The following is a 19,985-nucleotide window of genomic DNA, read 5'->3' as shown; positions in this document are numbered from 1 at the left end:
GCAGTGGGGTCTATAGAATGGCGCGCTCTTGCCACTACCCGCCTTCATGCCGTGTCTGATCGCCTCGCTGTACTGCCCCAGTACCTGCTGCCCAAGCGGGCCTTGACCATTTTGGCTGGCCGCATCGCCTCGGCCCGTGCAGGCGCCCTGACCACGGCCCTGATCCGCCGCTTCGTCGCCCACTATGGTGTGGACATGGCCGAAGCGGCCAATCCCGACATCGCCAGCTACGCCAGCTTCAACGATTTTTTTACCCGCGCGCTGCGCCCCGGTGCGCGCCCGCTGGCCCAAGCCGATCTGATTTGCCCGGTGGATGGCGCCATCAGCCAGTTTGGCGCCATGGCGCACGACCAGATTTTTCAAGCCAAAGGCCACCACTACTCAACCACTGCCCTGCTCGGCGGCGACGCGGCGCTAGCAGCACCCTTTGACAACGGTCACTTCGCCACGCTGTACTTGAGCCCGCGCGACTATCACCGCATCCATATGCCATGCAGCGGTCAACTACAGCGCATGGTGCATGTGCCTGGAGATCTGTTCTCGGTCAATCCGACGACGGCGCGCGGTGTGCCCGGGCTGTTTGCCCGCAATGAACGGGTGGTGTGCTTTTTTGATTCAGCTACCGGCCCATTTGTTTTAGTGCTGGTCGGCGCCACCATCGTTGGCAGCATGGCCACGGTGTGGCACGGCTTGGTGAATCCGCCCCGCCCAGGCACCGTGCGCAGCTGGGACTATGCCGACAAAAACATCCACCTGAAAAAAGGCGAAGAAATGGGCTGTTTTCTGCTCGGCTCCACCGTGGTGATGCTGTTTCCGGCCGGACCACTGCGCTTTAACGCCGACTGGGCGCCAGCGCGCGCCATCCGGCTCGGCGAGGCCATGGCCGCGTACCAATCGGCACCAGCAAAAACTTAAACCACCCGCCTCAAAATAAAACGCGAAGGTGCCAGGGTCAGCATGTCGGAATCTACGGCCCCATCCCTGCCGACCAAATGCACCAGCAGCAAGTTGCGGCGAATCACCACATAACTGATGGTTTCTTGCTTGTTCCCCAGTTGCACGACGGTGCCAGGCTTGAACAAGGGCATATGAAAATAGGTGGCGTCAGCCATGGTGCGCAGCGGGACTGCCATCCTTTGGGGTTCTGAGTAGCGTGTCCGGGGTGTCCGAGCTGGAGCGCTATAGCAGTCATGGAGTGAGGATAGCCTTCTAGCTATTCCCCTGCAACGCACTGTTGACACCACACTGCGCGCCGCAAGCGGGATAATCCCGCCCCATGTCCCTTCTGCCCCACCAGCTTGAGCTGCTCTCCCCCGCCCGTGACGCCGACATCGGCATGGCGGCCATTGACCACGGCGCTGACGCCGTCTACATCGGCGGCCCCGCCTTTGGCGCCCGCGCCACCGCCGGCAACGAACTGCGCGACCTGGAGCGCCTGATCAAGCACGCGCACCGCTTTGGCAGCCGCATCTTCATCACGCTCAACACCATCTTGCGCGACGACGAATTGCAAGGCGCGCGCGACATGGCTTGGCAGGTCTACAACGCCGGCGCCGACGCGCTCATCGTCCAGGACATGGGTCTGCTAGAACTGGATTTACCGCCCATCCAGCTACACGCCAGCACCCAAACCGACATCCGCACACCCGAGAAAGCGCGCTTTTTGCAAGACGTCGGCCTGTCCCAAATCGTGCTGGCGCGTGAGCTGGACTTGGGCGAAATCGCCGCCATCCGCGCTGCGACCGACCCGGCGCGCACGTCGATTGAATTTTTTGTGCACGGCGCTTTGTGCGTGGCGTACTCCGGGCAGTGCTACATCACCCACGCCCACACCGGGCGCAGCGCCAACCGGGGCGACTGCAACCAAGCCTGCCGCCTGCCCTACCAAGTGACCGACGACCAAGGCCGCTTCATCGCCCACGACAAACACGTGCTGTCGATGAAGGACAACAACCAGTCCGATAACCTGCGCGCTTTAATCGATGCCGGCGTGCGCAGCTTCAAAATTGAAGGCCGCTACAAAGACTTGGGCTATGTCAAAAATATCACTGCGCACTACCGCACGCTGCTCGACGCCATCATTGAAGAGCGCCAGTACAGCGCCGAACCGCTGACACGGGCATCGAGCGGCAACACGCGCTTTTTGTTCACGCCCGACCCGGACCAAAACTTCAACCGCGAATTCACCGACTACTTCGTCAATGGTCGCCAAGAGGACATTGGCGCGTTTGACACGCCCAAAACCCCCGGCCGGGCGATTGGCTGGGTGACGAAAGTAGGTGAAGACTTTGTCGAACTGGAAACCAGCGACCCCGCCACCATCCTGCACAACGGCGACGGCCTGTGCTACTACGACCTGCAAAAAGAGCTGGTCGGCATGGCCATCAACACCGCCGAGCCGGTGTCAGCGCTCGGCCTGAACAAATGGCGCGTCTACCCGAACGACCCGCTGGCCGAGCTGAAAGACCTGCGCAAAGGGCTAGAAATCAACCGCAACCGCGACATGGACTGGGTGCGGATGCTGGACAAAAAATCCAGCGAACGCCGCATTGGCCTGTGGGCGCAACTGGGTGAAACGCCCGACGGCTTTGAGCTGACGCTGACCGACGAAGACGGCTTTGCCGCCAGCGCTCGCATTACGCAAGCGCACCAAAGCGCCAGCGACGCAGCCAAGGGCGAAACCACCCTGCGCGAGCAACTGAACCGCTTTGGCAGCACGATTTTCTCGGTGCACGACATTTCGCTCAACTTATCGCAGCCGTGGTTTGTGCCAGCTTCGGCGCTGAACCAACTGCGCCGCGATGCCGTCATCGCTTTGGAGGCCGCCCGCGCTGCCGGCCTGCCACGCCTGCAACGTGCGCAACCGGTCGAGCCTCCCGTGCCCTTCCCAGAAGACACGTTGAGCTATCTGGCCAACGTCTACAACGCCCAAGCACACGCTTTTTATATGAAGCACGGCGTGCAGGTGATTGACGCGGCCTACGAGAGCAAAGAGGAAGAAGGCGAAGTCAGCCTGATGATCACCAAACACTGCGTGCGCTTTAGCCTCAGCCTGTGCCCCAAGCAAGCCAAGGGCGTGATTGGCGTCAAAGGCACGATCAAAGCCGAGCCGCTGCACCTGATCAACGGCAAAGAAAAACTCACCCTGCGCTTTGACTGCAAACCATGCGAGATGCACGTCGTCGGCAAAATCAAACGCTCGGTGATCAATCAGTTCGCGCAAGAACAAGCGCTGGCCGAGCAGCCGATGCAGTTTTATCGCACCCGGCCCTGAAATGCCCCCAGGCACTGGCGTTCCCCCTGCGGCCCCGGGTGAACGCCCAGCGCTTGCAGATCGCGCGGCAACTCCACCCCACCCAAAAACAGGCGGTTTTTGCACAATCAATTTTAATAGCTGTAACGGCAGCGCCAGCAAGCTTTAAAGCCGTATTTATTATCAAACCACTGCGTATTTTTCCCAGCCCCCGAAACCCGCCATGCCCGCCATCTGCGCACTGCGGTGTATCCCCCAATTTCACTCCTACCCCGCCCGCTCCCCGCTCCACCGCAGCGCCTTCACCACCAGTGAAAACGCGGGTGACGGTTGGCGCTTGCTGGGGTAATACAGGTGGTAGCCAGCGAAGGGCGGGCACCAGTCCTGCATGACCCGCACCAACCGATCTGACTCGATGTGCTGCATCAACTCATCTTCTGGCAGCAGCGCAATGCCCAGCCCGGCCAGTGCGGCGTCCACCTGCGGCGGAGCGGTGTTGAAGATGAGCGGGCCATCCACGCGCACATTGACTTTTTGGCCGCGCTTTTCAAAGTCCCACACATACAAACCGCCCGAGGTCGGCATGCGCTGGTTGATGCATAGATGGGCCGTGAGGTCGGCGGGCGTTTTGGGGATGGGGTGCGCGGCAAAGTAGTCAGGCGATGCCACCACGGCCATCTGCAATGGCGGGCCGATGGGGATGGCAACCATGTCGTTGTCGATGGTGTTGCCCATGCGCACCCCGGCATCAAAACGGTCGGCCACGATGTCGCGAAAACCGTAGTTCATATCGAACTCCAGCTTGATGTCGGGGTAGGTGCGTAGCAGTGGCGTGAGTTTGGGCAGCAGCACCGTGTGCAGCACGTTGTCGCCACAGGTGATGCGCACGGTGCCTGCCGGTTTGTCGCGCAACTCGGTCAGCGCGTCGAGTTCAGCCTCGATCTCGTCGAAACGGTGGCCGATGGCATTCATCAGCCGCTCGCCGGCCGACGTCGGCGCCACGCTGCGCGTGGTGCGCGTCAGCAGGCGGATCTCTAACCGCTCTTCCAGCCCGCGAATCGCTTGACTGAGCGCCGATGGCGTCACACCCAGGGTGCCAGCAGCCTTGGTAAAGCTGCCCTCGCGCGCCACGGTGACAAAAGCCAGAAGGTCATTGAGGTTGCGTCGTGCCATTTTGTCGGCCAGTTGGGCGGGTATTGATTAGAAGAACTAACTAATGCATTAAGCATTCGTTATCTAGTCAAAGATAACACTGGTCAGCAAAATTGCACAACTGTGAATAAAAGCCAAGCGACCCTGGCAACGCCACCCCCGGTCGCCGCTCACTTTGAAAGGACTATGTACCATGAAAACCCCAGCAGACACCCCCTTCGCCATCGGCTTTGAGCTGACTGACAACGCCTCCTATCGGCGTTATTTTTTGAAAATGGCCGGCACCGGCATGACCGCGATGGGGCTGTTGTCGGCAACGGCTGGCGCGGTATTCGCAGCGGTGCCGAAAAAGAGCACTGCGCTGCCCAGCGGTGCCGACAACTTCTACACCAGCGACCAAGTCACGGTGCAGCAGGTCAGCTTCAAGAACCAGTACCAGATGGTCGTCGCGGGCAACCTCTTCACGCCTAATTCACTGGATCGCCAGCAGCGCCACCCAGCCATCGTGATCGGGCACCCGATGGGTGCAGTGAAGGAGCAGAGCGCCCATCTGTACGCCACCAAGATGGCCGAGCAGGGTTATGTGACGCTGGCCATCGACCTGGCGTTCTGGGGCGGCAGCGGCGGCCAGCCGCGCAATGCGGTGTTGCCCGATATGTATGCCGAGAGCTTCAGCGCGGCGGTCGATTTCTTGAGCAGTCAGGCTTTTGTGAATCCGCAACAGATCGGTGCCATTGGCATTTGCGGCAGCGGCAGCTTTGTCATCAGCGCAGCCAAAATCGATCCGCGCATGAAAGCCATTGTCACCGTGAGCATGTACGACATGGGTGCCGTCACGCGCCATGCGCTCAACCACTCGCAGACGCTGGAGCAGCGCCAGCAGATCACGGCTGCGGCCGTGGCGCAGCGGCAGCTGGAGTTCAACGGCGGCACCACCCAGTACACCGGTGGCACCGTGCACCAACTGACCACAGACACCGACCCGATCCAGCGCGAGTTCTACGATTTCTATCGCACGCCGCGCGGCGAAGTCACGCCCCAGGGCACCACGCCACACACCACCACGCACCCGACCCTGAGCAGCAACGTCAAGTTCATGAACTTCTACCCGTTTAACGACATTGAGACGATCTCACCGCGCCCATTGCTGTTTATCACCGGCGACCAGGCGCACTCCAAAGAATTCAGCGAAGACGCCTACCAGCGCGCCGCCGAGCCGAAAGAGCTGCACACCGTCCCCGGTGCCGGCCATGTGGATCTGTACGACCGCGTGAACTTGATTCCTTGGGACAGGCTGACGTCGTTCTTCGGCAAACACCTTCGCCAGGCAGGTGCCTGATGGCGGCACAGACGCTTGAAGGACTGGCGGACAGCACCCATACCTTGCACGGCGAGAACGGCGAGAACGGCGAGGCACGCCCGGCCCACTGGGGCGGGGTCTTTGCGATGGCGCTGTGCGTTTTCGCCTTGATTGCGTCCGAGTTCATGCCGGTCAGCCTGCTAACGCCGATGGCCACCGACCTGCACGTCAGCGAAGGCATGGCCGGACAAGGCATTGCCATCTCCGGCGCGTTCGCGGTGATCACCAGTCTGTCGATTTCTGCGCTTGCCGGCCGAATGAACCGAAAAACGCTGCTGCTGGTGCTGACAGCACTGATGTGCCTGTCGGGTGCCATCGTCGCGCTCGCGCCCAACTACGCCACCTACATGGCGGGCCGTGCGCTGATCGGCGTGGTGGTCGGCGGCTTCTGGTCCATGTCAGCGGCCACGGCCATGCAGCTCGTGCCGCCATCCCAGGTACCTCGCGCACTGGCGATTTTCAACGGCGGCAATGCGCTGGCGATGGTTGTGGCGGCGCCGATGGGCAGCTACCTTGGCGCTAGCGTGGGTTGGCGCGGTGCATTTTTCTGCCTCGTTCCCGTTGCGCTGATCGCCTTTGTCTGGCAGTGGGCCAGCCTACCGTCCATGCAGGCCCAGCCCCGCGCACCAGGCTCTGGCAACGTGCTGCGGCTTTTGCAGAACCGGCGGGTAGTGCTGGCCATGTTGGCGATCGGTCTGTTCTTCATGGGGCAGTTCGCGCTGTTCACTTACCTGCGGCCGTTCCTGGAAACCGTGACACAGGTCGATGCAGCAACGTTCTCACTCATGCTGTTGACGCTGGGCGTGGCGGGGTTCATCGGCACGGCAGTCATCGGCTGGTTTTTGCAAAGGGGCGTCTTTCGCACGCTGGCCGTCATACCAGTACTGATGGCGCTGATCGCGGCGGCACTTATCGCCGTTGGCGCGTCGGTAACCGCCACTGCGCTGCTGCTGCCCGTCTGGGGCTTGGTAGCCACGGGCGCGCCGGTCGGCTGGTGGACATGGGTGGCCCGCACCCTACCCAATGACGCCGAAGCCGGTGGCGGCCTGATGGTGGCCGTAGTGCAACTCTCCATCGCCCTGGGCTCCACGATCGGCGGCGTGCTGTGGGATGCCAGCGGCTACCGCAGCACCTTTGCCTTCAGCGCGGGTGTGCTGCTGGTGGCTGCATTTTTGGTCTGGTTGACGGCATGCGCCGACCCCGCGCCATCGGCCTGATGCGACGGCGCCGCAACCGTAGAGCACGGCAATGTCCATCCCCCTGTTTTGCACCCCAGGCCGACACGTGCAGTGGGCATTCCCCCTGCTGGCGCTCCTTTGCGCAAGCGGCATCGCCACTGCGGGCGCTGAAAATCAACGGACCCCTATGAAAATCCAGATGACCGTGGACGGCGCCGTCATTGCAACGGCAAGCCTCGACCCCAACGACAGCGCCAAAGATTTTGCCGCGCTGCTTCCGCTGAACTTGCCCCTGAAAGATTACGCCGCGACCGAGAAAATCGCTGACCTGCCACGCAAGCTGTCCCTTCACGGCGCGCCCAAGGCGTACACGCCCTCTGCCGGCGACATCAGCTATTACGCCCCGTGGGGCAACCTAGCGATCTTCTACAAAGACGGCCACTGCTCCAGCGGCCTGGTGCCCCTTGGACGGGTGGATTCGGGGCTCGACGCGCTCCAGCGCCTCGGCCCGGTGTCGGTACGGCTGGAGCAGGCCACGCCGTGACGGGGTTCGGGGGGCTTGCTTCTGCCTTAAATATCAAATTTAATAGCTGATAACGCTTAACCAGTAAGCGCTAGAGGCATATTTTCGTATGAAACCACTCGGAACCAGCACTGGTGTCATCTTGTGCGGCGTCAGCACCTGGGCACAACGTTCCATAAGAACATAACCAAAGCTTGTTTGGCGCTGCGCCTCCAGCTGGCGACAATGGTCGCCCTTGCCAGCAGGCGCTGGCATATTGTTTTTCACACACCCCCAGAGGAGACCCATGCGCATTGAAACCCTCGCCGTCCACGCCGGCTACACCCCCGAGCCCACCACCAAGTCCGCCGCCGTGCCCCTGTACCAGACGGTGGCCTACGCCTTTGACAGTGCCCAGCACGGCGCTGACCTGTTCGACCTGAAGGTGGCGGGCAACATCTACACCCGCATTACCAACCCGACCAACGACGTACTGGAAAAGCGCGTCGCGGCGCTGGAAGGCGGCATTGCGGCGCTGGCCGTGGCCTCGGGCATGGCGGCAATTACCGCAGCCATCCAGACCATTGCCGAAACCGGCGACAACATCGTCTCGGCCAGCACGCTGTACGGCGGCACCTACAACCTGTTTGCCCACACCTTTCCGCAGCAAGGCATTGAAGTGCGCTTTGCCGACCCGCGCGACCCGGCCAGCTTTGCCGCGCTGATCGACGCGCGCACCAAAGCGGTGTTCTGCGAATCCATCGGCAACCCGCTGGGCAACGTCACCGACATCGCCGCGCTGGCCAAAGTGGCGCACGACGCGGGCGTGCCGCTGATTGTGGACAACACCGTGCCCAGCCCCTACCTGTGCCGCCCGATCGAGCACGGCGCTGACATCGTAGTGCACGCCCTGACCAAGTACATGAACGGCCACGGCAACAGCTTGGGCGGCATCATTGTCGATAGCGGCAAATTCCCGTGGGCCGAGCACAAAGCGCGCTTTAAGCGCCTGAACGAGCCCGATGTCAGCTACCACGGCGTGGTGTACACCGAAGCACTGGGCGCAGCCGCCTTCATCGGCCGCGCGCGCGTGGTGCCGCTGCGCAACATGGGCGCAGCGCTGTCGCCGTTCAACGCGTGGCTGACGCTGATGGGTATTGAAACCCTGCCCCTGCGTATGGACCGCACCTGCGACAACGCGCTGGCGCTGGCGAAGTTCTTGCAAAACCACCCCAAGGTCGAATGGGTGCGTTACGCTGGTCTGCCCGATCACCCAGATCACGCACTGGCACAACGCCAAATGGGCGGCAAGGCCTCGGGCATCTTGTCGTTCGGCCTGAAAACCACCGAAGTCGACCCGCGCGCTGCCGGCGCACGCTTCTTGGACGCGCTCGGCCTGTTCACCCGCCTGGTCAACATTGGCGATGCCAAGTCGCTGGCGACGCACCCGGCCTCGACCACGCACCGCCAACTGGACGCCGCCGAACTGGCCAAAGCCGGCGTGAGCGAAAACATGGTGCGCCTGTCGATTGGCATTGAGCACATCGACGACCTGCAAGCCGACTTGGCACAGGCGCTGGACAAGGTCTGATCGGAAAAATAGGGTTAAACGGGTTGTAATGCCCGTTCTATCTGCGCAACAAGCTATGGAATCAATAGCTGCTGCCACTTCCCCAGCAGACAGCAAAAAGCCCTCGTTACTTCGGTAACGAGGGCTTTTTTGTGGACTGCTGCACGCCCTGGAGGGGCGCAGCAGGCGGGGCCATCAGCCTTGGTGTGGACGCTTGCCGGGGTTCTTCTTGCTGCGCGTGGCGGAGCCGCGTTCCAGGCTCTTGCGCTGGCCACGACCGCCGGTGGGCAGCGTGAAGCCGGGCATCAGCTTGGGCTGGGGGGTGTACTTGCGATCTGCTTCGGTGACGATTTTGTTGCCCATGGGAGGCCTCCGCTAAAAATGAAAAAAGAGAAAGAAAAGCCCTCTATTAAGCCATAGCTCGGGACACCCCGATTCAAAAGGCAGCAGCGTCTGTGCAATCCAAGCCTCTCAATGCGCTGTACTACCGCCGCGCAGGCGCTGCACCAGCAGTACCGCCGCCAGCACCACTGCGCCGGCGACCATGCCAATCACTGCGTTCAGGGCGTTGCTCACCAGCACCTGCCACAGCCCGCCCCCTGGCCATTGCAAGGCCGCAGCCGCCATTGCCTCGACAGCATGGTGCACCGCAGGCACCCCATGCACCAAAATGCCGCCACCAACCAAAAACATCGCCGCCGTGCCGACCACCGACAAGGTCTTCATCAGCCACGGCGCCGCGCTGACAATGCCGCGCCCCAGGCTTTGCACTGCGCTGTTGGCACGGCGGCTGAGCCACAAGCCCAAATCATCGAGCTTGACGATGCCCGCCACCAGGCCATACACACCCAGCGTCATGACCACGGCAATGCCACTCAGCACCGCTACCTGCTGCACAAACGGCGCCTGCGCCACCGTGCCCAAGGTAATGGCAATGATTTCTGCCGACAGGATGAAGTCGGTGCGCACTGCGCCCTTGATCTTGTCCTTTTCAAACGCCACCAAGTCCACGGCCGGGTCGGCATTGGCTTGTGCCAGACTGGCCTGCGCGGCAGCTTCTTCGCTAGCGCCGTGCAGGAAACGGTGCGCCAATTTTTCGACACCCTCAAAGCATAAAAACGCGCCGCCAACCATCAGCAGCGGCGTTACTGCCCAGGGCGCAAAGGCGCTGATCAGCAGTGCAGCTGGCACCAGGATGGCTTTGTTGATCAGCGACCCTTTGGCCACGGCCCAGACCACCGGAATTTCACGCTCGGCGCGCACGCCGCTGACTTGCTGTGCATTCAACGCCAAGTCATCGCCCAGCACACCCGCCGTCTTTTGCGCCGCCACCTTGGTCAATAGCGCCACATCGTCGGCGATCACGGCGCTTTTTTTCGCCGCCACTTTGGTCATCAGGGCGACATCGTCGAGGATGGTGGCAATGTCGTCGAGCAGGGTGAGCAAACTGGCTCCGGCCATAGTAATCCTTGGGAAATGAGATAAAAAACTGGCGCGATTATGGATAAAAAAAGCTCCTAACGCTGACGTGGCAAGCGCGAGGAGCTCTGTTTTTAATAGTCGCTAAAGGTACTTAGCCGACCCACTTGCGCGCGTTGCGCCAGATATGCATCCACGGGCTGGCCACTGCTGCACCACCGCTGACCGACAGGTCGGTCCAGCTCATCTGCACGTTGCGGAAGACTCGCTCAGGGTGCGGCATCATCGCTGTAAAGCGACCGTCGGCGGTAGTGACCGCCGTCAAACCGCCCGCGCTGCCGTTGGGGTTGAACGGGTATTGCTCGGTCGCTTGGCCATGGTGATCGACAAAGCGCATCGCCGCGACGGCCTTGGCGGCATTGCCACGGCGCGCAAAGTTGGTAAAGCCTTCGCCGTGCGAGACGGCAATCGGCAAGCGGCTACCGGCCATACCAGCAAAAAACAGGCTCGGCGACTCCACCACTTCGACCAGCGACAGGCGCGCTTCAAAGCGCTCGCTTTGGTTGGTCGTAAAGCGCGGCCAATCCTGCGCGCCGGGGATGATGTCGGCCAGTTCGGCAAACATCTGACAGCCGTTGCACACGCCTAAAGCGAAGGTGTCGCTGCGGCCAAAGAAGCCTTGGAACTGCGCCGCCAGCACCGGGTTAAAGGTGATGGAGCGCGCCCAGCCAATGCCCGCGCCCAGCGTGTCGCCGTAGCTGAAACCGCCGCAAGCGACCACGCCTTGGAAGTCCTCCAACCGTGCACGGCCGCTGTGCAGATCGGTCATGTGCACATCGTGGGCTTCAAAGCCGGCTTCGGTGAAGGCGTAGGCCATTTCGATGTGCGAATTGACGCCCTGCTCGCGCAGCACCGCCACTTTGGGGCGCGCCAAGTTCAAGTACGGCGCAGCGACGTTGACGGCAGAGTCAAACGTCAAATGCAGATGCAAACCGGGGTCGGCGGGCAAACCGGCAGCGGCGTGTTCGGCATCGGCGCAAGCGGGGTTGTCGCGCTGCTGGCAAATTTTCCAGCTGACGCTGTCCCAGACTTGGTGCAAATCGACCAGCGGGGCGCCAAACACTTTTTTGGCGTCACGCCAGACTTGCAGCTCGCCCTTGCCGGCGTCGATGCTGGACGACAGCGGCCGCGTTTTGCCGACAAAGTGGCTGTGCTTGGACAGGTCGTGCGCGCGCAAGGTGTGCATGACGGCGTTGCGCTCGGCGGTGCGCACTTGCAAGACCACGCCCAGCTCTTCGTTGAACAGCGCTTTCAGCGTCAGCTCGTCGCGGCGGGCGCTGACTTGCTGCGCCCAGTTCTTGGCGTCGCCGGTTTCCATGCGGCTGTCGGAGATGCCGTCGCCCTCGGTCACCAACATATCGACGTTCAGCGCCACGCCAACATGGCCGGCAAAGGCCATTTCTGCGGCTGCCGCCAGCAAACCGCCGTCGCTGCGGTCGTGGTAAGCGAGGATTTGGCCTTGGGCACGCAGTGCGTTGATGGCGTTGACCAAGTTAATCAGGTCTTGCGCGTCGTCCAAATCCGGCACCGTGTCGCCGGCTTGTTCCAGCACTTGCCCCAAGATGCTGCCACCCATGCGGTTTTGCGCTTTGCCCAAGTCAATCAGCACCAGCGTGGTGTCGTCCTCGGTCGCGTCCAGTTGCGGTGTCAGCGTGCCGCGCACGTCGGCCAGCGTGGCAAAGGCGGTAATCACCAAGCTAACCGGCGAGACCACCTTTTTGGCCTCGCCGTTGTGCTGCCACTGGGTGCGCATCGACAGCGAATCTTTGCCGACCGGAATCGACACATCCAGCGCCGGGCACAGCTCTAAGCCAACCGCTTTGACGGTTTCGTACAGCGCAGCGTCTTCGCCCGCCTCGCCGCACGCCGCCATCCAGTTGGCCGACAGCTTGACGCGCGGCAGCTCAATCGGCGCGGCCAGCAGGTTGGTGATGGCCTCGGCCACTGCCATGCGGCCGGACGCGGGCGCGTTGATGGCGGCCAGCGGCGTGCGCTCGCCCATCGCCATGGCTTCGCCAGCAAAACCAGCGTAATCGGCCAGCGTCACCGCCACGTCGGCCACCGGCACTTGCCACGGGCCGACCATTTGGTCGCGGTGCGTCAAGCCACCGACGGTGCGGTCGCCAATGGTGATCAAAAAGCGCTTAGAGGCTACTGTGGGGTGGCTCAGCACGTCGATGATGGACTTTTGCAGCTCGACGCCGGTCAAGTCCATGGGCGTGAATGAGCGCGCCACCGTGGCGACGTCGCGGTGCATTTTGGGCGGCTTGCCCAACAGCACCGACATCGGCATATCCACCGGTAGCTTTTGGTCATCTGCCGTGGCAGCGGGGTCGTGCAACACCAGTTGGCGCTCTTCGGTGGCGGTGCCGATGACAGCAAACGGGCAGCGTTCGCGCTCGCAGAAGGCTTGAAATTGCGCCAGCGACTCGGGCGCAATCGCCAGCACGTAGCGCTCTTGGCTTTCGTTGCTCCAGATTTCTTTCGGCGACATGCCAGATTCTTCGAGTTGCACCGCGCGCAAATCAAAGCGCGCGCCGCGCCCGGCGTCATTGGTCAGCTCGGGGAAGGCGTTAGACAAACCACCGGCGCCGACGTCGTGGATGGCCAAAATCGGATTGGCCGCGCCCTGCGCCCAGCAGTGGTTGATGACTTCTTGCGCCCGGCGCTCAATCTCGGGGTTGCCGCGCTGCACCGAGTCAAAGTCGAGTTCTGCCGCGTTCTGGCCGGTGGCCATCGAGCTGGCGGCGCTGCCGCCCATGCCAATGCGCATTCCGGGCCCGCCCAACTGGATCAGCAGCGAGCCGGCGGGGAATTCGATTTTTTGCGTCTGCGTGGCATCAATCGTGCCCAAGCCGCCGGCAATCATGATCGGCTTCAAGTAGCCGCGCTGCACGCCGGCCACGGTTTGCTCGTATTCGCGGAAGTAACCGGCCAAGTTGGGGCGGCCAAATTCGTTGTTGAAGGCCGCGCCGCCCAACGGGCCTTCGGTCATGATTTGCAGCGGGCTGGCGATGTGCTCAGGCTTGCCGCCGACTTGGTCAGAGGTGCCGCCCCAGAGTTTCGACACGGTGAAGCCGGTCAAACCCGCTTTGGGTTCTGAGCCACGCCCGGTGGCGCCTTCGTCGCGGATCTCGCCGCCGGCGCCGGTCGAGGCGCCGGGGAAGGGCGAGATGGCAGTCGGGTGATTGTGCGTCTCCACCTTCATCAGCACATGCTGCAAGATGCTTTGTTTTTGATAGCTGGCAGCGCTGGAGCCGCTTGCGCTAGAGGCCATTTTGGCCACAAATTGCTCGACCTGCGTGCCTTCCATCACCGAGGCGTTGTCCGAGTACGCCACCACCGTGTGCTGCGGGCTGGTCTGGTGCGTGTGGCGAATCATGCCAAACAAGCTGTGCGGCTGCGCCACGCCGTCGATGGTGAACTCGGCATTGAAGATTTTGTGGCGGCAGTGCTCGCTATTGGCCTGGGCAAACATCATCAGCTCGACATCGGTCGGGTTGCGCCCGAGGCTGGTGAAGGCGCGGGCGAGGTAGTCCATTTCGTCATCGGCCAGCGCCAAACCCCAGGCCGTGTTGGCGCTTTCCAGCGCGGCGCGGCCGCCGGTCAACACATCGACGTGCGCCATCGGCTGCGGCGGCAGTTCGGTGAACAGCGCCTGCGCGCCGGCCAAATCAAACAGCACCGACTCGGTCATGCGGTCGTGCAGCAGCGCGGCAACTTGCGCCAGCTGCTCGTCGCTCAACGTGGGCTTGCTGAGCAGGCCCGAGCGCATTTGCACGCGGTATTCGGTCACGCGCTCGACGCGGCGAATCGCCAAGCCGCAGTTGCGCGCAATGTCGGTGGCTTTGGAGGCCCACGGCGACACCGTGCCCAAACGCGGCGTGACGACGATGGCGGCGCCGTCGGTCGTGCCGGTGTACGGGTCGCCGTAGGTCAACAGTGCGGCCAAACGCTCGTGCGCGGCGGGCGTGGGCACGCTGTCGGTCGTCACCCAATGGACAAAGCGCGCGCTGATACCGGCGATTTTCGGGTGGATGGCGGCAAGCGCGGGTTGCAGTTGCTGGGCGCGAAAGGGGCTGAGGGCGTTGGCGCCCGCAAGCGTGGTCATGTGCAAGGTCACGTTGGCGGCCTGTGTGGGTAAGAGAGAGGGGCAGAAGGATGCGGCAAGCGCACGCGTAAGCGAAGCCGGGCATTTTACCGGCGTAGGGTAACCATGCCCGCCCGCCGGCAAGCGGGAAGGCACGGTGTGATAATTCCCCCCCATGAGCATCACTATTAAAGACGCAGAAGGCATTGCCCAGATGCGCGTGGCCTGCCGTTTGGCCGCAGAGGTGTTGGACTACATCGCGTCCCACATCCAGACCGGCATGACCACCCTCGACATCGACCGCCTAGGGGCCGAATGCATGGCCCGCCAGGGCACGGTATCCGCCACTATCGGCTACCAGCCGCCCGGCTACCCGCCCTACCCGGCCTCGCTGTGTACCTCGGTCAACCATGTGGTCTGCCATGGCATTCCGAACGACAAGCCATTGAAGAAAGGCGACATCGTCAATGTCGATGTCACCGTCATCACCAAAGAAGGCTGGTTTGGCGACAGCAGCCGCATGTACCTGATAGGCGAATGCTCGATTGCCGCCAAGCGCCTGTGCGCCCTCACTTATGAGGCCATGTGGCTGGGCATTCAGCAGGTCAAACCCGGCGCGCATTTGGGCGACATTGGCCACGCCATCCAAAAATTTGCCGAAGGCCACGGCTTGTCGGTGGTGCGCGAGTTTTGCGGCCATGGCATTGGCAAAGTATTCCACGAAGAGCCGCAGGTGCTGCATTACGGCCGCCCCGGCACGCTGGAAAAACTGCTGCCCGGCATGATTTTCACCATCGAGCCGATGCTCAATGCCGGCCGGCGCGAGATCAAGGATTTTGGCAACGACGGCTGGACCATCGTCACCAAAGACCACAGCCTGACGGCGCAGTGGGAGCACACCGTGCTGGTCACGCCCACCGGTTACGACGTGCTGACCCTGTCGGACGGTTCGCCGGCCTTGCCCGACTTCGTCCACGCTACTGCCACCTGATCCCCAGCATTTTTGCGTGTCGGTCAACCCACCCGCCTCACCCATGACCGAACTGCAAGCCCTGCGCGAGAACTACCGCAGCGAGAAAACAGCCCTGCTGGCGGGGTTGCCGACATCGCTGACGGCCAGCCGTGGCATCCATGTGCGCCTGCGCAAGCTCTCGGCCCTGACCGATGCGCTGCTGTGCACGCTGGGCCAGCGCGCTGGCCTGCCCGAGCAGCTCGCACTGCTCGCCGTCGGCGGCTTCGGCCGCAACCAGCTGTTTCCGCATTCCGATGTCGATGTGCTGCTGCTGGTGCCCGGCAGCGCAGCCGCCAGCAGCGATGCCGCACTGTGCGAAAAAATCGAGGTTTTCATCCACAGCTGCTGGGATGTGGGGCTGGAGATCGGCTCCAGCGTGCGTACTGTGGCCGAGTGCCTGGAAGAATCACAGCGGGATGTCACCGTCCAGACCTCGCTGCTGGAGGCGCGCCTAGTGTGTGGCCATGCCGCGCTGTTTGCCGATTTCCAGCAGCAGTTTCGCGCGCACCTGGATGTGCCGGCGTTCTGCGTCGCCAAGACGCTGGAAATGCAGCAGCGCCACCACAAATACGAAGACACCCCCTACGCGCTGGAGCCCAACTGCAAGGAGTCGCCGGGTGGCTTGCGCGACCTGCAAATGATTTTGTGGGTGGCGCAGGCGGCGGGTCTGGGCAGCACTTGGCAAGAACTGGCCGACAGCGGTCTGGCCACGCCGTTTGAGGTGCGCCAGATCGAGCGCAACCAGGCCCTGCTGTGCCTGATCCGGGCCCGCCTGCATCTGCTGGCCGGGCGGCGCGAAGACCGGCTGGTGTTTGATCTGCAGACCGCCGTGGCCGAATCGTTTGGCTATCGCTCGGTCGCTCCCGATGGCACGAACCTGCCGATCCGCGCCAGCGAGGCCCTGATGCGGCGCTATTACTGGGCGGCCAAGGCGGTGTCACAGCTGTGCCAAATTCTGCTGCTCAACATCGATGAACGCCGGAACCCGCCCACACGCCCGCCGCAGCGCATCAACGAGCGCTTTTTTGACAAGGGCGGGATGATCGAAGTGGCCAGCGACGACCTGTACCAACGCGATCCGCACGCCATCCTCGAAACCTTCCTGCTGTACCAGACCTCGGCAGCGCTGCAAAATCTCTCGGCCCGCACACTGCGCGCGCTCTACAACGCACGCGGCGTGATGGACAGCGCCTTTCGGCGCGACCCGGTCAACCGCGCTGCCTTCATGCGCATCCTGCAGCAGCCCGCCGGGCTGACGCACGCCATGCGCCTGATGAACCAGACCTCGGTGCTGGGGCGCTATCTGTGGCCATTTCGCCGCATCGTCGGGCAGATGCAGCACGACCTGTTCCACGTCTATACCGTGGACCAGCACATCCTGATGGTGCTGCGCAATGTGCGGCGTTTTTTTGTTGCCGAACATGCGCACGAATACCCGTTCTGCTCGCAACTGGCCGCCGGCTGGGACAAGCCGTGGATCTTGTATGTCGCCGCCCTGTTCCACGATATTGGCAAGGGGCGCGGGGGCGATCACTCGCAGATTGGCGCGATCGAAGTGCGCGGCTTTTGCCGCCAGCACAGCCCCCACGGCATCAGTCGGGAAGATGCGCTGCTGATAGAGTTTCTGGTACGCGAGCACCTGACCATGAGCACCGTGGCACAAAAGCAGGATCTGAGCGACCCTGACGTGATCGCCCGGTTTGCGCAGCGTGTGGGCAGCGAACGCTACCTGACGGCACTGTACCTGCTCACCGTGGCCGACATCCGTGGCACCAGCCCCAAGGTCTGGAACGCCTGGAAAGGCAAGCTGCTGGAAGACCTGTACCACGCTACGCTGCGCACCTTGGGCGGTCACAGCCCGGACGCTGCCGCCGACATCGGCGCACGCAAACGCGAAGCACTGGTGCTGCTGGCGCTGAGCGCCCAGCCGTTTGAGTCGCACAAGGCGCTGTGGGACACGCTGGACCTGAGCTACTTCATGCGCCACGAGGCTGCTGACATCGCTTGGCACACGCGCCACCTGTCGCGCCATCTCGCCACCCGGCGTCCGGTGGTGCGCGCACGCCAGTCGCTGGCCGGCGAAGGCTTGCAGGTGATGGTCTATGCCGCCGACCAGCGCGACCTGTTTGCCCGCATCTGTGGCTACTTTGACCAAGCCGACTTCAGCATCCTGGATGCACGCGTGCACACCACCAGCAACGGTTATGCGCTCGACACCTTTCAGGTCATCAGCCCGACACTGCCCGAGCACTACCGCGAGCTGACGCACATGGTGGAAAACGACCTGACGCACACCATTGAAGAAAACGGTCCCCTGCCCGAGCCCGGCCGCCGCCGTCTGTCGCGCCGCGCCAAGAGCTTTCCGTTCGCTCCCCGCGTCACCCTGCGCCCCGACGAAAAAGCCCAGCGCTGGCTGCTGGGCATCTCGGCCAGCGACCGCGCCGGCCTGCTGTATCTGGTGGCACGGGTACTGGCACACCACGGCCTGAGCGTGCAACTGGCCAAGGTCAGCACGCTGGGTGAACGGGTGGAAGACACTTTTCTCCTCCAGGGGCCCGAACTGCAAAGCAGTGCGCAGCAGATCAGGATTGAAACCGAGGTGTTGCAAGCGCTTTCATCTTGAATGAAATTTATTTATTTTGATAGCTGCTAGCGCTTAATGTATAAAGGCTAGAGGGAATTTTTATCATTAATTACCCACCCGGAGAACACCATGTACCACCACCTGCTGCTGCCCACTGACGGCTCCCCCTTGTCTGAAAAAGCCGTGCGCCGTGGACTGCGCTTGGCGCGCGATCTGGGCGCCAAAGCCACCGGTTTTTATGCCATGCCGGAATTTCGCGCCTTCGCCTACTCGGGCACCATCATCGAAGACACACAGGCCATTTTTGAAGAGCAGGCCAACGCCCAGGCCGAAGCCGCGCTCGGTTTTATAAAAACTGCTGCGCAGGAAGAAGGCGTGTCGTGCGACACCGCCCGAAGCACCAGCGATCGCCCCTACGAAGCCATCCTGGAAGCCGCACACGCGCATGGCTGCGACCTGATCGTCATGGCGTCGCACGGACGCCGCGGCATTGAAGGATTGCTGATGGGCAGCGAAACGCAAAAAGTTCTCACACACGGAAAAATTTCGGTGCTGGTGGATCGCTGAGCGGAACGTTTTACAGCTCTGGAAACAGCACCTCGGTATAGCCAAACTGCGTCCAGTCGCGCACCCGCATCGGGTAGAGCGTGCCCCACAGGTGATCACACTCATGCTGCACTACGCGCGCATGAAAACCCTTGACCGTGCGCTCCAGCGGGTCACCATACAGATCAAAACCTTGATAGCGGATGTGCGTCCAGCGCGGCACCTTGCCGCGCAGGCCGGGCACGGAGAGGCAGCCCTCCCAGTCTTCTTCCTCCGCGCTGCCCAGCGGCGTGATCACCGGATTGATCAACACCGTAGGCGCCACCGGCGCGCTATCGGGATAACGCGGGTTGGGCTCGTGCGCGCCAAACACCACCACCTGCAAATCAACCCCTATCTGCGGCGCTGCCAACCCGGCACCATCAGCAGCGCGCATGGTCTCCTGCATGTCGTGCACTAGGCGGTGCAAGGCATCGGTATCAAAAGCCAGCACGGGCTGGGCCACGCGCAGCAGGCGTGGATCGCCCATTTTCAGGATGGTGTGGAGGGTCATAGGGCATCAGGGACGAAAGCAGAGCTTGCAGGATAACGCCACAGCAGGCAGGCTTTTGCCCCTGCAACCGCATGCCATCGCCATGCACAATGACTTGGTCACACGTTCGCATCCATGACCACGCCCAACCCGCCCCCACAACAGCCACAGCACCCTGCGCCCCCGCCCGTGCTAACCCCACTGCCGGCGCCGCTGCGTTGGCTGTTGCTGGCCGGCGCCGTACTGTGCTTGGCGCTGGGGGTGATTGGCATTTTTGTGCCCGGCCTGCCAACCACCGTTTTCATCCTGATGGCGGCCTGGGCGGCGGCGCGCAGCTCGCCGCGCCTGCACACATGGCTGTGGTACCACCCGCTGTTTGGCACCATGCTGCGCCATTGGGCCCACGGCGGCTGCGTCAACCGGCGTGCCAAATGGAGCGCCACCATCTTGATGACGCTGTGCGCTGGCATGCTGTTTTTCGCCGCCCCACACCGGTGGGTGGCCGTCCTGGCCAGCACCTGCATGGCCTGCGTGCTGGGCTGGTTGTGGCTGCGCCCCGAGCCTGATTGAGCCACAACACAGCAGTTTTTCGAAAACCGCTGATTTTTGTGTATATAATTGAAGGCTTGTTGTTCCTCGATAGCTCAGTTGGTAGAGCGCCGGACTGTTAATCCGTAGGTCCCTGGTTCGAGCCCAGGTCGAGGAGCCAAAAATTTAAAAGACTTGC

General features: G+C 62.5%; 16 protein-coding genes and 1 tRNA gene. 11 read left to right on the top strand and 6 right to left on the bottom strand.

Annotated elements, in window-relative coordinates; all coding sequences use genetic code 11:
• Window positions 1-51: 51 nt before the first annotated feature.
• Window positions 52-915 (top strand): archaetidylserine decarboxylase, encoded by an 864-nt coding sequence (gene asd, locus Q390_RS0116050; RefSeq protein WP_027996981.1) that lies wholly within the window; start codon window positions 52-54, stop codon window positions 913-915.
• Here asd and Q390_RS0116045 read toward each other — a convergent pair.
• Complete coding sequence (locus tag Q390_RS0116045; protein WP_051603309.1) at window positions 912-1,112, bottom strand: hypothetical protein; 201 nt, start codon at window positions 1,110-1,112, stop codon at window positions 912-914. The genes asd and Q390_RS0116045 overlap by 4 nt on opposite strands.
• Before the next feature lie 164 nt (window positions 1,113-1,276).
• Here Q390_RS0116045 and Q390_RS0116040 point away from each other — a divergent pair, with 164 nt between their 5' ends.
• Complete coding sequence (locus tag Q390_RS0116040) at window positions 1,277-3,274, top strand: peptidase U32 family protein (RefSeq protein ID WP_027996979.1); 1,998 nt, start codon at window positions 1,277-1,279, stop codon at window positions 3,272-3,274.
• A 246-nt stretch (window positions 3,275-3,520) separates the two neighbouring features.
• Here the strand turns inward: Q390_RS0116040 and Q390_RS0116035 are convergent, their stop codons facing one another.
• Window positions 3,521-4,426: a LysR family transcriptional regulator gene (locus tag Q390_RS0116035; RefSeq protein WP_027996978.1), complete on the bottom strand. Its 906-nt coding sequence runs from the start codon at window positions 4,424-4,426 to the stop codon at window positions 3,521-3,523.
• 172 nt (window positions 4,427-4,598) lie between these two features.
• On the opposite strand from Q390_RS0116035, the gene Q390_RS0116030 reads away from it, so the two are divergent.
• From Q390_RS0116030 to Q390_RS0116015, 4 genes are all read left to right on the top strand, one after another.
• On the top strand, window positions 4,599-5,744 hold the full coding sequence (locus tag Q390_RS0116030) for an alpha/beta hydrolase (RefSeq protein WP_245606945.1): 1,146 nt from the start codon (window positions 4,599-4,601) through the stop codon (window positions 5,742-5,744).
• 107 nt (window positions 5,745-5,851) lie between these two features.
• Complete coding sequence (locus Q390_RS0116025; RefSeq protein ID WP_051603308.1) at window positions 5,852-6,982, top strand: MFS transporter; 1,131 nt, start codon at window positions 5,852-5,854, stop codon at window positions 6,980-6,982.
• Between the two features lie 148 nt (window positions 6,983-7,130).
• Window positions 7,131-7,487: a cyclophilin-like fold protein gene (locus Q390_RS0116020; protein WP_027996975.1), complete on the top strand. Its 357-nt coding sequence runs from the start codon at window positions 7,131-7,133 to the stop codon at window positions 7,485-7,487.
• 265 nt (window positions 7,488-7,752) lie between these two features.
• Window positions 7,753-9,036: an O-acetylhomoserine aminocarboxypropyltransferase/cysteine synthase family protein gene (locus Q390_RS0116015; protein WP_027996974.1), complete on the top strand. Its 1,284-nt coding sequence runs from the start codon at window positions 7,753-7,755 to the stop codon at window positions 9,034-9,036.
• A 174-nt stretch (window positions 9,037-9,210) separates the two neighbouring features.
• Here Q390_RS0116015 and Q390_RS20130 read toward each other — a convergent pair whose 3' ends face one another.
• The 3 genes from Q390_RS20130 to purL form a co-directional block, all read right to left on the bottom strand.
• Window positions 9,211-9,378, bottom strand: a complete 168-nt coding sequence (locus Q390_RS20130; RefSeq protein WP_169737290.1) for a hypothetical protein — start codon at window positions 9,376-9,378, stop codon at window positions 9,211-9,213.
• Window positions 9,379-9,486: 108 nt separating this feature from the next.
• Entirely contained in the window at window positions 9,487-10,476 is a 990-nt protein-coding gene (locus tag Q390_RS0116005) for a DUF808 domain-containing protein (protein ID WP_027996973.1), read from the bottom strand.
• Window positions 10,477-10,588: 112 nt separating this feature from the next.
• Window positions 10,589-14,617 (bottom strand): phosphoribosylformylglycinamidine synthase, encoded by a 4,029-nt coding sequence (gene purL / locus Q390_RS0116000; protein ID WP_027996972.1) that lies wholly within the window; start codon window positions 14,615-14,617, stop codon window positions 10,589-10,591.
• A gap of 142 nt (window positions 14,618-14,759) precedes the next feature.
• Here purL and map point away from each other — a divergent pair, with 142 nt between their 5' ends.
• The 3 genes from map (at window position 14,760) to Q390_RS0115985 (ending at window position 18,747) form a co-directional block, all read left to right on the top strand.
• Entirely contained in the window at window positions 14,760-15,575 is an 816-nt protein-coding gene (map, locus tag Q390_RS0115995; RefSeq protein WP_027996971.1) for a type I methionyl aminopeptidase, read from the top strand.
• Window positions 15,576-15,618: 43 nt separating this feature from the next.
• Complete coding sequence (locus tag Q390_RS0115990; protein WP_027996970.1) at window positions 15,619-18,219, top strand: [protein-PII] uridylyltransferase; 2,601 nt, start codon at window positions 15,619-15,621, stop codon at window positions 18,217-18,219.
• A gap of 90 nt (window positions 18,220-18,309) precedes the next feature.
• Window positions 18,310-18,747, top strand: coding sequence for a universal stress protein (locus Q390_RS0115985; RefSeq protein WP_027996969.1), 438 nt, complete (start codon window positions 18,310-18,312; stop codon window positions 18,745-18,747).
• A 10-nt stretch (window positions 18,748-18,757) separates the two neighbouring features.
• Here the strand turns inward: Q390_RS0115985 and def are convergent, their stop codons facing one another.
• Window positions 18,758-19,279 carry a peptide deformylase gene (gene def / locus Q390_RS0115980; protein ID WP_027996968.1) on the bottom strand — a complete coding sequence of 174 codons (522 nt, stop codon included), beginning with the start codon at window positions 19,277-19,279 and terminating at the stop codon, window positions 18,758-18,760.
• 114 nt (window positions 19,280-19,393) lie between these two features.
• On the opposite strand from def, the gene Q390_RS0115975 reads away from it, so the two are divergent.
• Both Q390_RS0115975 and Q390_RS0115970 read left to right on the top strand, forming a co-directional pair.
• Window positions 19,394-19,828 (top strand): YbaN family protein, encoded by a 435-nt coding sequence (locus Q390_RS0115975; RefSeq protein WP_051603303.1) that lies wholly within the window; start codon window positions 19,394-19,396, stop codon window positions 19,826-19,828.
• A gap of 63 nt (window positions 19,829-19,891) precedes the next feature.
• Window positions 19,892-19,967: transfer RNA gene (locus Q390_RS0115970), tRNA-Asn, on the top strand.
• Window positions 19,968-19,985 lie beyond the last annotated feature (18 nt).

The organism is Simplicispira psychrophila DSM 11588, from assembly GCF_000688255.1.
Taxonomy (GTDB): Bacteria; Pseudomonadota; Gammaproteobacteria; order Burkholderiales; family Burkholderiaceae_C; genus Simplicispira; species Simplicispira psychrophila.
Note: the sequence above shows the minus strand (reverse complement) of the source record. Positions and strands in the feature narration are given on the sequence as shown.